Genomic DNA, 13,480 nt, shown 5'->3' on the forward strand with positions numbered 1-13,480 from the left:
TGAAGGGTTTACACGCAGCAGCTTATATGGAGTTTTGCGAAGTCTTACGAAACTCATACGGAATCTTATCGCCTACAATTACGCAACTTGCTAAATTAGCGGCGATATCCATGTCCTAAGCCTTATTGTACTTCTAGCGCATAAAACGTCATATAAACGAATCTGAGGCGTCTAAGAGGTATCTTCCTATCTATCGAAAACTAACGCAGGATTATCGTTTATTACCTTTCGTTATTAAATACAAATCTATTAACACAATCAGTCGAAACCATATATTTATGTAATTGTCTTATGCGTAAAATCCCCGATAGAATTCGGTGTTTGAATTCGTGTCGGATATATTATCTTTATAAAAATAAATCTTTATAAGACTAATTCTTTATACCGTATGATACATCAGCTATCATATGCGCATATAAAAGCAAAGTAGTTAGTGTTAAATCGATAATAGTTAGTGCCTAACATTAATATCGAAAACAGTTAGTGCCTACTGTCTAAAGTTGACAGTTAACTAGAAAAGAATTAGATCTATTAAAAGAAAAGAGAAGAAAAGGATTTTTTCTTCTTTTAGAAATCACGCAGCAATGAAATGAATTGAAGAGGGCGGGAATTAATGCGTAATAGAAGAATAAAAAAGAACGTAGTTATATTTTTGTTATAGTTCTTTAGTTCTTGTGAATCTCGTTGACCCGCAGCAGCCTGCGTATAAGAAATGCAGTTTACCGCTAAATTGGTGCGCTGATACCTCCACCGCAAACTATGCGAAGACTTATACGAAGCCCTAAATTGTATTGTTGCGACTATCATTCGAACTTATCGCCTACCATTCGTACATATATCTCCATTATCTACAAACGCCTTAGACGTCTCTTAATGCCTCTCTAACGAGTTCTAACGTATTTAAGACCAATTACAATAAAATGACCAACAGAGCGTCATACGAGCGAATCTGAGAGGTCTAATTATGTCGCATCCCGATTAATCTCGTAGAGCGTGACGGAGTTACCCAAAATATCCGCATATACTAAAAACTACACTATAAAAATTTCACATACTGAACTTAAACCCTTAGACAACAAAGCGGCAGTAAGTTGCATACGAAATCGCAGAAACTAGAAATAGTTATCGAATTAGACGAAGGTCTTTCGCTAAATAACTACTAAAATAGCAGCAGTATTAAGGATGATAGAAATTATAGGAGTAATCTTAGGGGTTATGGGAGTATCTTTAGATATTATAGGAGCTTTTTTAGATTAAACCGATATATGCTCGCGTTTATGTACGTGTAGGAAACCCCTACAGAGAGGCGGAGCATAATGGAAAACGGTATAAATAATATGATTATCGTAACAGACTCGTACGGTCGTCAAAAAACGATACTTGCGAATCACCTACCGAAAACACCTAAGTTTTTCGATGACGGGCACTTCGAGCAGTTAGACGGACTACTAACGTATGAATTTAGTACGCTAGCGAGCGATCCCGATACGCAGCATTTAATCGCAGGGAACAACGTTATCGTACGAAACAAAGATCGTAAGTTAATGCTATTTACGATTATTCGTACAGTAGAAGAACGAAAAGACAATAAGTATGTACGTCGAGTATTCGCAGAAAATGCGGCGGTTGATGACTTATATAATCACGTCGTAGACGGTGAAGAGTTAGTCGCAGTTAGCGTTAAGGATGCAGCTACAAAAATCCTAGCGGGCAGCGGTTGGCAATTAGGAATCGTAGATTATGCGGGATTACAAAACGTTAACCTTCGCGAATATCCTACGGCATTAGCTGCGTTACATCAGATTCGCGATCAGTACGGTTTAGAAATGGAATTCACCGTTTCATTTATGGGTATGAAAGTGCGAGATCGTTTCGTACATCTAGTTAAGCGACGCGGTAACGTTACTGGGAAGCGATTCACGTACGGAAAGGATCTAACAGGCGTAACGCGAGAAGTAGATCGATCCGATATCGCAACGGCGGTTATTCCGATCGGTAAAGCTGACGAGTCAGGGAAGCGTCTAACAATCGAGGCATTCGAAAACCACCACGACGGCTATACATCACCAAAAGGGCAAAAGTGGGTAGGCGACGAGCACGCAATGCAGCTATACGGAAAACAAGGAAAGCACCTATTCAAACGCCTAGATTTAAGTAGCGTAGATAATGAATACGAGTTAATGAAAAAGGCAGTAGAAGAGCTAAAGCGCGTTAAGCAGCCACGAGCAACATACGAAGTTAGCGTCTTATTACTGGAATCGTTAACGGGCTATGAGCACGAGAAAGTACGTCTAGGCGATACGATCCTAGTTAAAGATACGATGTTCGAGCCTGCATTAGCAGTTAATGCACGAGTTATCGCAATCTATCGATCATATACGAATCCTTCGAAGGACTACGTTGTACTGGGCGAATTCGTGCCGCTAGTGATCGATAAGAATAGACAGATCGAAGCAATTCAAGAAACGATCAATCAAAACATTACGAAATGGGAGCAAGGCGGCGAGGTCGTATATAAAAGCCCTAACGAGCCGATTAAGAGTAAGCGTACGCCCGATATGTTGTGGCTAGATATATCAGCGCAACCAAACGTTATGAGACGTTGGGACGCCGAGAACGATCGTTGGGTTAATGCGTCGGTAACTACACCGCAGGAGATCGGAGCAGAAACGCCCGAAGGAGCGCAGGACAAGGCGAACAAAGCCGAAGAGACTGCAATCGCAGAAGCAGCGGAAGACGCGGCGATCAAAGCGAAGAAGGCCGAAGAAAAGGCGATCGAAGTAGCCGAAGAAATGGACGAAGAGATCAAAGTCGAATTGAAATCGTATGTCGAAGGTCTAACGGAAGAAGTCGAAGCCGAAGTCAAGAAACATGCGGATCAAAAGGCGAAAGACGCCGAACTAAATGCGAAACTATTCGCGGAAGGATATGCGGAAAAAGAATGGCACTACGGCGAGACGCCACCCGAAGACCTAACGCAAGTATGGTTTGACATGTCTAGCAAGCCGAATAAGATCCGAAAGTATAATCCTAAAACGAAAACGTGGGAGGCAGCGTCACCAACAAAGCCGAGCGATATCGGGGCGGAAACGCCTACGGAAGCACTAAAGAAAGCGCAGGACGAGGCAAAGAAGGCACAAGACGCAGCGATCAAGCAAGCCGAAGAAATGGACAGGGCGATCAAGACAGAAGCGGAAAGGATCGCTAAAGAAGCCGAAGGAGCAGCGAAGAAGCATACGGACGAAGTTACGAAGCAAGTCGAAGAAGCGTTAAAACAAGATGCGCAGAACAAGGCGGACGCAGCGAAGCAAGGCGCATTAAGCGAAGCCGATAATCGTATCTTAAAAGCTCGTCAAGAAGCCGAAAAGAATGCGAAGGCAGAGGCGGAAAGACTGGCGGAAGCAGCCCGAAAGAAGGCGGAAGAAAACGCAGCAGCGGACGCACAAGCGAAAGCAAATGCCGCACGAGATCAGGCGAAGAAGGATGCAGCTACGGACGCACAAAACAAAGCGAATGCAGCACAAAAAGCCGCTACAGATCGAGCGAATGCCGTTAAGACCGAAGTAGAAAACTTCGCTAAAGATGCGGGAAATATTACGCAAGGTACACTCGCAGCACAACGATTACATGGCGTAACGATCAGCGGTAAGAGTGCGAAGATCGTCGATATCGATGCGTCAAACATTAATGTAGGTACGCTAGATGCGAATCGTTTGCGGGCGGGTTCGATCAAAGCGGATCTATTAGAGTTCGGCGGGCGCGCTAGGGATATAGCCGAAAATCGTCCCGTTACGTACACAGGTGGGAACGGATTCAGCATAAACGGCGGAATGACTGCGAGATACAACGGAGCGGGAAGTAGTAGAGCGGATAAATTCCCGTCCACTATGTCTCTAGATTTCGGGACTGTTATCGGGGAGTGTGTTCGTATTCAGTGGACTTCGTTCTATTCGAATGATGCACGATATGCAGTACGCAGTTACAAACTAGAAACTTCAATAGACGGCACAAACTGGACGACGTGGGCGGACGTAACAAACAACACAAACCCGATCGTAAGTCATGGCGTAGCGGGTAGCGGGCAAGTTCGATATGTTCGACTAACTGTACGAGCACCGCAAGAAGGGCAGACGAGCGTTAACGTGGCTAACTTCGAAGTACATTCGGTACAGGCGGGAACGATCGTTACAGGCGATTCTATCTTAACGGGTCGAATCGATGCTACGAAAGTAAATGTCGATAACCTTAATGCGGGCAATATTAAATCAGGTACGCTACATGCGGATCGTATCGGTGCGAATTCGATCAATGCTTCGAAGATTGTAGCAGGAGCGATAAACGGGAATCACATCGCAGCGAACGCAGTTAATGCGAATCAGGTAGCAGCGAACGCAATCACTACGGACAAGCTGCATGTACTGGCGAAAAGTCTCGTAAATAACGTAACAGTATCGGGCGACCTTAATACAGGGTGGAACGTGAGCAAACATGCGACGTCAGGCGTTGCGTTACGCCCTTCTACGAATATGGGCGACACAATCCTAGATACATTCACGACGGCGGAACATGATACGCCTACGCTTCACAATTCAAGTTACTTCGAAGTAGATCCGAATCAGACGTATAAATTTAGCATTGGAATGTTTGTCGATAAGAACAATCGAAATGCCTCGCAGTACTTCGGATTCAATGCGTACGACAAGGATATGAATGAGATCGAAACGTACTTCGTTAATCCAAACGGTACAAATATTGATCCTACGCCTCGTAAAAACCCGTATTTCTGGTCGGGTAAAGATGTTTCGGGATCATGGCGCATGATGGACGCTTATGTAATGAGTTCGCAAGGTCAAGCAAACGAATGCCCTGCGGGACGTAACATACATCAGAACTTCAAAATGCACCCCGCTACGAAATACTTACGTATGCGATTCTATTCGGGCTATTATCCAACGGTCAAAAACGCAGCTATGGAAGTGTTATGGCATTCTCCTTCGGTAACTGCGGTCGATAGTGGCGTAATTATTGCAGATAAGATCGTAACAGGTTCGTTAGATGCGAATAAAGTCAACGTTACAAACCTAAAGGCGAATAACATCACGTCAGGTACTATGACTGCTGATCGAATTAACGGCGGTACAATCAACGCAAACACTACGAATATTATCAATATCAAGGCGGGTAATATTACGAGTGGTACGATCGATGCAGCGAAGATTACCGTTACAAATATGGATGCTGCAAACATTACCGCAGGTATATTAAATGCAGATCGCATCGGAGCGAAATCGATCAGTGTTGATAAGATGGTGATCGGCGATACTACAAATCTATGCCCGAACCCCGATTTCGAGCAGGAAGGCGGGTGGTTTGGTACGGTAACTCGAATCGACTCTAGTAATGCGTCAGTACCTACGGGAGCACCTACGAAATTCGTCGGAAGACAAACGCAGCGCGACGGAAAAGGCTCGGATATGTTCGCAGTTAAGCAAGGCGATCAATTCTACATTTCGGGCTATGTAGCTTCGAAGAATAGTAATCACGGCGCAACTATTGGGATCTACTTCTTTAATAAAGACGGTGGCGCGGTTGCTGCAATGAACTCGGGATATAAGACAAAACAAAACGGACAATGGCAATTCCACGAAGGTTGGATCACCGCACCCGCAAACGCAGTTAAAGCGTACGTATGGACGCAGATAAATGAGTTTAAGGATTTCGGCGAGTGGTTCTTTACGAAAATCGAAGTTCGACGAAGAATGACGGGACACCTTATCGTAGACGGCGCTATCAGCGCTCAAAGACTCGCAACTAATGCGGTAACTGCCGAAAAGGTGGCGGCGAATGCTATTACTGCGGATAAGATCGCAGCAAACGCAGTCAACGCAAACAATATCGCAGCGGGCTCGATCACTACCGATAAAATCGCAGCAGCGGGAATAAGTGCCGATAAAATCACATCAGGTGTTATCGATGCGAATCGTGTACAAGTGCGAAATCTAAATGCGGGCAATATCACGGGCGGAACGATGTCGGCGGATCGCATTACAGGCGGAACGATCAACGCTAACAATACGAATATCATTAACCTAAAGGCGCAGAACATCGCAGGCGGTACGATCAATGCAGATAACGTAGAAATCAGTAACGGACGCGTAACGATCAACAAAGACGGCGTTACAGTAACAGACGCTAACTTCTTAGTAAGAGACGCTAGAACGGGTTTTACACATACAGTGAATACTTCGACAAACCTACTATATGACCACTCATTCGAGACGATCAAGGCGGACGGAACTGCGATCGGCGAATTCTATCTAAATATGGAATGGGCTACGCTATCGAGCGATCTTAACAGCTCATTTTATCAATGGGCGAGAGTCGGAACGCCAAAAATGTGTAGTGCACATACGTATGACGCACCCGTCGAAGCGTCCCCGTTCGGCTGGAATGCAGCATTATTAAATCAATCTAACTACGTAGCGCAACGATTTAACGCTACTGCGGGCAAGCAATATACAATATCATTCCATGCAGCGAAACCATTCGGTGGATTAGCAGCGGGACAACCGCGATTAATTATCGAGCACATGAAAGACAACAACGTAGTACATTCAGAGACGAAAGATTTTGCTATTCCTGCTACACCTGCGGGTGAATGCGTAAGATATGGCGTTACAGTAACGGCACATGCAAACATCGCAGGCGGTCGTAGTTCTTCTATTCGAGTCCGTTTCCTAACAACTAACGCAAACTGGTGTGTATTCGATGGTGTACAAGCCGTAACAGGTAACCGAGCAGCGCCATACGACGCGGAAGATTCGTTATGGAAATTCGGACAAAATCGCATAAAGTTAGATGCAGTTAATATACGTAAATTATACGGCAATGATATCGAAGGGGACGTCGTACGATCAGCGAATTTCCAAGTTCCGTATAAACAAAGTCGTGCGGTAGTCGATCATAGTAATGGTAACGTATCGTTTAATGCTGCGAGCGGTAACGTACATCTAGGTAATATGAACACAAACGAGATTATCGCAGATAAGGTTGTAAGAGTTCAGAACGGCATGAGTATTCGAGGCGTTAACGAAAACGGCGTAGGTATCGAGACTAGCAAGCTATACAGATCGTGGGGCGGAAACATCGAATTAAATAACGCCATTATTAAAACCCCTGCGGTCGTATTCGGTGGTAATATCCCAACGACACAAGACGGTACGTTATGGTATGGCAATGGGTGGCAGGGCTTAGGATTCTATGTCGCAATCGGCGGCGCATGGCACACGGTATCGGCGGGATTCGGTGCAGGTTAAACCAAATTACAATAGAATTCGCGTCTATGTATATAGAGGTAGGCGCGATCCACTTTAAATATAAAATTGGAGGTAATACAACATGAGAGTAGATACGTCAAACGGTAGACCATTCTTAGGAAGATTAATCGAGATTAGCGCAGATGGGTCGATGACTATTCCGAAAGATTTACTAGAGTACGCAGGCATTTCGCAGGCATCACAAGTAGAAGTTATCGGAACTAGCGAAAGTTTAGTTTTTAAAACAACTACGAAGCGCTGCGATATGTGTAATAAGAACGCAAATACTAAACAAATGGGCATGTTCAAATTATGCGAGCGTTGCTATACGAGTTTAACGGGCAAGACGTGGGAAGGCGAAGAAATTACGGCGGACAAACCCGCGCCTCTAACACCCGAAGTATAACAAGAGATAAGGCAACATATTGCCGCTCTTTATTAATAAAACGAAATTTGGCGAAACCCGATGCGGCTTCGTCATTTTTTTTTGTATTTATTGACTACATTAGAAAAACACGATACCGAGATTGTGATTTTAAGCGGATTATCTTTTCATTCGTGGATATTAGGTTATTAAATGACGAGATTTGGTGAAGTTTAAAGGCATGTTATAATCTTCCTAGCAATTTATCTAACGTAAAGGGGGGATGCCTAATGCATTCCAGTCTTGTACTGCCTAATATTAATATGGCAACTGCAACACAAGTCGCAGATTTTCTAGGCATTAACATATCAACGGTGCGCAAAATTCAGCAACGTAACACTGTCGAGTTAAAACACGCGGGTGTAATCTCGCTTACGGGAACAGAAGTGGCGCAACGGATTACAGAAGGAAGTACGCCAACGGCGATTACATATAAGCGAGGACATATGGTAGTTGAGTGGAAGGCGGAAAACGGCGATAATCAAATGACGACAATACCACATTCGCAAGTTATGCTATTCACGAAACAGGCAGTTGTAATTCTAGCAATGCACTTGCGCAATATGTCAGATGAACAAAAGCAACAAGTGCGCTCTTTAGTATCTACTTTAAGAGGTTGAATCGCATAATATGACAATTTTCCCTAGTTAAATACTTGTCATTTCGATTTTATTCGTGCTATAATCGATCTAACAACTAAATCGAACGTAAAAAAGCGCCTACCGACGGCAATCGGTAAACGCTTATAGTTGCTAGTTTCGACTCCAATCGATTCTAGCGGCTTCCGTATATAGCCCATACGGATTAAATTTATGTATTCATTATATCGACTATTGTGGAAAGTTTCAAGTGTGAAATTCTACCTATTTTGGTCGATATATTTTGCGATACTCTTTTAATCTTATTAATGGGATTACGGGGTATCGCTTTTTTATGTTTGCGACGTGGAACCTTAAAATCGGAAATGTGCCTGATACCACGTAACGAAATAAAAACTGATTGGCTTGCTATCGGTCGTGCGGAGAGTACTCGTAATACTCTTACAAGGATAGCGCCCCGTAACGTATTCCTATTCATGCGTTGCGGGTAGGCGAGAACTTGCCTAGGCGTGTAGTCTAAAAGGTTCGGGGGGTTATCGTTAGCATTACGGTGCTAGGGAATACGCTCAGCATGTCACGTAGGGACGATATTACGGGGACAAGCCGAGAAAAAGGGCGTATGCGGTGAAAATCGCTGAGTGAATAGGGTCTATGCATACGGATACCTTATAAGTGACCGCATGGCGAAAACAAGACGCTTATCCATCTATTTTGATTGATTACTTTTTTGTAGTCTTTCAAAGTAGGGGATAAGTCTGCCTGTCAGCCGTTTCCTTAATCGTTCCCACATGATAAAAACTGAAAAGACAAAAGGTCAAGACCTTTTAAAAGATTTATACCACTATCAGAGGATAGAGGACGAAGAGAACGACTACCACTAACTGAAATAGAGGAAAGACGGAAGGAAACGGAAACTGCTAAACGGTGGGAAACGTTAGAGTAAGTGATAAACATAGATTTGTAGAAACTACATAGTAAAAATGATAATAGAATGATAGAAAGAGTTGGTATTAGTAGGAGGGACAGGGGGGGTGAACAAGGTTTTATGGAAATTTTCCACTCGTGCTAGTATGTGTTATCATTTGCGTATTAGTAGGAGGATAAAAGTGATGAAAATACAAAAAAAGGATACAAAACTAACTGAACAATTACAAGAAATTCATAAAAAAGAAGAAGTATATGAGCCAATAATTAGAATAAAACAAGGGGGTATGGAACAAGACGCGACGTTAGATATGCCATTTAGTTTATTTTCATACACTCGCATAAAAGGGTATAAACCTGAAATGACGTTATTATACCTGTGTATACTGCGATCTTATGAACGTGAAGATAACTGCGCTTATCCTTCACAGGACGAACTAGCGAAATTATATGGAAAGGATACGCGTACATTACAACGTCACTTAGTTGTATTAGAAAAATTTGGATTAGTTCGAATCATAGGTTATGGTGGGGGACAACGAAATTTATACGTACCATTAAAACCGAAAAGCCTTCACGAGTTAATTAAAGCGAATCCCGAATTAAAATTAATACAGTAGTTTTTATAGCAACTTATTTGTGAAATTATGTTCTATAACGAAGGGGATGAAGAGAAGTGCGTTTAAACAAAGACGATAGGTCATTACCTGTATTATTAGCTTACGAAAGAGATAAAAGTGGAAATCTAGCAGTTTGGTGTCCTTATTGCGCTTGTTGGCACCTACACGGACAAGGGGATGGTCATCGTATGGCGCATTGCATAAATCAAAGAAGTCCATTCAAAAAGACGGGATATGTTATTAAAAAAGGTTCGAGTAAGGACTATGAATTTAACAGTAATACATATTTTGATTATCAATACGATAAACTTGATTTAAAATACACTGATGAAAAGATAGAAGAGAAGTCTTGGTGAAAAGCTAAGGCTTCTTTTTATGGTTACGTTTAGTAAATGCAAGCTCTAAAGGGGGTATAGTGTGAGTTTTGGAGGTAATAGATTTACAATATTTGTGTTAACATAACTGTATGGGCAGAAAAAGAATCGATCCAAATAAGAAAAAAGTACCTTATCCAATTTCAATAGCTCAAGATGATTTGGAATTTTTAAGAGAAGAAGCAAAGCAGGAGGGTGTGGCAGTTTCATCAATTTTTACATCTATGATAAAACGACATATTAATGAAAAAAGGAATGAATTAGGAAAAAAGGACTAGTTAAGTCCTTTTTTTTAGTGTATTATTATCTTAGAAATAAAATTATTAAGAATATATGTTCTATTTTTTATCGATTTGAGGTTGTTTTTGGCGTTTTCATAAAAAAAAAATAACTAATAACCGAAAGGAGTTAACGAAATGACCGCTATACTACAGGAAATACCATATGAACTAGAAAGCCCGCGTATTAAAGAATCGCTAAATCGTGAATTCGCCACTGCTACGATTGATTTGTACGGCGACAACAAGCGAGAGGACATCGTAACAGTTGTCACGATAAAGAACGAATGGACGAGCGAAGAAATACACGCACTATTCAAGGAGTATAGCGACTGTTATAACGAGGGCGAAGTCGATACTGCGTTTGTAGAATGGCTCAAAATAGATAAAAGCGTAGATTTTATTACACTATAAAGCAACTACCACAAAGCGAATATATCCCTTTTAACGAAACGAGCGGGCTTATAAACGAAGAGAGTACGAAATACATGCGGTGCGTTCGAAAGCGACGTCAGGACTAACCAAACTGACCGAAATGAGCGGAAACGACGACACCACCACCGCATTATGACGAAATAAAACAAAATGAACGAAAAAAGCGTTAGGACTAACCAACCTAGCGTTTTTATTTTTGTTCTTTTAACCAATTCGAAAGGATATAAAAGTGTCGATATTTTTAAAAACGATAAAAATCTGCGTTAAAAAGGATATAATAGCGTTATAACGAAAATATTGTACGAGGTGATGCGTTATGTCAGATAAAACAGATAGCTCTCAATCCATATATATAAGCAAAGACGTAGCGACGATGTTAAAAATCCAAGAGTCTACTTTGCGTAAGTACTGTATCATGCTCGAGGAACAAGGGTATCATTTTCACAAGAACGAGCACGGACACCGCGGTTTTATGGATAACGATGTTATAACGTTAAGAAAATTAATCGAGATTAAATCACACCCCGATATGACGTTAAAACAGGCTTGTAACGCAATTATGACGTGGGTTAATGATAAAGATGTGTCGAGGGTTGATACGAATGTTATAACGGAAGATACGCAACATGACGAGCGATATAACGAGCTTAAAGAAATGATTCAGCAACAGAATGAATTATTAAAGAGTATGGTGAAAAAATTAGACGAACAACAACGTTATATTGACGAGAAGTTAGAGAAACGGGACTATCAATTGATGGAAGCTATACGAGATATGCAAGAAGAAAAACGAGTTTTATTAGAAACGGCTGCGGCTAGTCGAGATAAAAAATGGTATAAATTTTGGGAGCGTTAGGAATGAATGAACTTCTTAGCGCTTTTATTTTTTTGCTTTTTAATTAACTCAAGTCAACTGCAGGTGAAAAATAAAGATACCACAAGGATGTGATACCTTTATTTGGCTAACCATTGTAGCCGTGCTCAGTGCTCTTAATCAACTATCAGGGTTAATTAAAAACACCTCAGATGTGTACTTCAAAGTTAAAGAAGAAGTACAAAAGAGTCGCACCCGCCAAGATATCAACTCAGAGTAAGCACAAGAGGAGGAAACCCTCTCCTTGTTCTTATATTATAACATAAATCATTATATGAATCAACACGGTCTTACACTAAATAGTCGTGTATATACGGCGCACACACGATATAACGGTAACAATTTACGATATATATCCAATGTCGTTAATTCGAAATAGTTACTCATGGATATAGCATTGTGAAGTCTAGTGAGTTAATTAAGATGTATACGAGAGTTCTGCGACTGCATAGCGGGTGCATGGCGGACTTTCACGTAATAAATGTCGCACACTAACAATTAAATTTAACGATAGATTTTAAGGTATTTATTGTAGAGTTTGCGGTAGTGTATCGCAATGTATCGGGCTATATAGTGCGCATGAACCTCCTGATAATTGGATATTAAATAGGTTATATTTACGAACAATTATACACGATGTAAACTTTTCGTTTATCCTTTTGGCGTATAAGAAACGTTGATGTAATCGTAATGGTTACGATTTAATGTGCGATGAAAGTGTTTACGCATATTTACGTATATGTAAACTCAAGGCGCTTGTAATTCGCTATATAAGACGCCTATCACTGCGATATAAGGACGATAGTGTTTCGATAGGATAAATAGTATTGAAACTTTGTATAAACCCACATACGATACGTACAGATTTCGATATGGTGGCGACTTATTACGCATAATGTTTCGTTTCAGTAGCAAGAGAGGTCGGGCGGGGGCGCCCTTCAAAACTCGGGGGGTTACGTTATTGTGATACCTTAAAGTTATCAATTAAAATATGCGTTATTATATTCTAGATAAATCTTATATGAAATATTATAATCTATAAAAAGAATAGGAGAGGTTTCCCTCTCCCTTGTGCTTACTCCGAATCGTCTTGGCGGTTGTGATTCTTCTGCATTTCTTCTTTAACTTTGAAGTACACATCTGAGATATTTTTAATTAATCCAGATAGTTGATGAAGGCTTGTAATAACTGCCGCAATGATTACCTAATTCATATTATCACCTCCATTTGATATCTCTATCTTATCACTTTTATTGACACGAGTCAACTACAAATTTCATCTTTTTTAAATGTTAATAAAAATTATGAAACGAGAACGCAATGTCTTATAGGAGATTACTCACTATTACTGCGTTTTGGATTATAAAAAATAGGAGAGGTTTCCCTCTCCCTTCTTTTACTCTGAGTCGTCTTGGCGGTTGCGACTCTTTTGTACTTCTTCTTTAACTTTGAAGTACACATCTGAGGTGTTTTTAATTAACCCTGATAGTTGATTAAGACCTGTAATAACTGCTGCAATGATTACCCAATTCATATTATCACCTCCCTTTGATATCTCTATCTTATCACTTTAGTTTGCTCGAGTCAACAACTAATTTCATCTTTTTTCAAATGTTGTTAAAAGTTTCAAAATAGA

The 13,480-nt window shown here is 41.2% G+C and carries 8 protein-coding genes; 7 read left to right on the plus strand and 1 reads right to left on the minus strand.

Translation table 11 applies throughout. The features are described 5' to 3' along the window. Positions 1-1,316 precede the first annotated feature (1,316 nt). The 7 genes from ACQGSG_RS21240 (at position 1,317) to ACQGSG_RS21270 (ending at position 11,826) form a co-directional block, all read left to right on the plus strand. The gene (locus ACQGSG_RS21240) at positions 1,317-7,316 is read left to right on the plus strand and encodes a phage tail spike protein (protein ID WP_426947958.1); all 6,000 of its coding nucleotides are present in this window, start codon (positions 1,317-1,319) and stop codon (positions 7,314-7,316) included. Between the two features lie 82 nt (positions 7,317-7,398). Further along, positions 7,399-7,722 carry a hypothetical protein gene (locus tag ACQGSG_RS21245; RefSeq protein ID WP_098605494.1) on the plus strand — a complete coding sequence of 108 codons (324 nt, stop codon included), beginning with the start codon at positions 7,399-7,401 and terminating at the stop codon, positions 7,720-7,722. Positions 7,723-7,970: 248 nt separating this feature from the next. Further along, positions 7,971-8,360, plus strand: a complete 390-nt coding sequence (locus ACQGSG_RS21250) for a hypothetical protein (RefSeq protein WP_325843293.1) — start codon at positions 7,971-7,973, stop codon at positions 8,358-8,360. A 1,088-nt stretch (positions 8,361-9,448) separates the two neighbouring features. Continuing rightward, complete coding sequence (locus ACQGSG_RS21255) at positions 9,449-9,883, plus strand: helix-turn-helix domain-containing protein (protein WP_325843301.1); 435 nt, start codon at positions 9,449-9,451, stop codon at positions 9,881-9,883. A gap of 56 nt (positions 9,884-9,939) precedes the next feature. Then, the gene (locus tag ACQGSG_RS21260; RefSeq protein WP_325843303.1) at positions 9,940-10,239 is read left to right on the plus strand and encodes a hypothetical protein; all 300 of its coding nucleotides are present in this window, start codon (positions 9,940-9,942) and stop codon (positions 10,237-10,239) included. A gap of 434 nt (positions 10,240-10,673) precedes the next feature. Then, on the plus strand, positions 10,674-10,949 hold the full coding sequence (locus ACQGSG_RS21265) for a hypothetical protein (protein ID WP_325843305.1): 276 nt from the start codon (positions 10,674-10,676) through the stop codon (positions 10,947-10,949). A gap of 337 nt (positions 10,950-11,286) precedes the next feature. Then, positions 11,287-11,826, plus strand: a complete 540-nt coding sequence (locus ACQGSG_RS21270; protein WP_325843307.1) for a DUF3967 domain-containing protein — start codon at positions 11,287-11,289, stop codon at positions 11,824-11,826. 1,414 nt (positions 11,827-13,240) lie between these two features. Here the strand turns inward: ACQGSG_RS21270 and ACQGSG_RS21275 are convergent. Beyond that, entirely contained in the window at positions 13,241-13,378 is a 138-nt protein-coding gene (locus ACQGSG_RS21275) for a hypothetical protein (RefSeq protein ID WP_426947962.1), read from the minus strand. Between the last annotated feature and the right edge of the window lie 102 nt (positions 13,379-13,480).

The organism is Bacillus sp. GMa5/1 (assembly GCF_050172015.1).
Taxonomy (GTDB): domain Bacteria; phylum Bacillota; class Bacilli; order Bacillales; family Bacillaceae_G; genus Bacillus_A; species Bacillus_A cereus.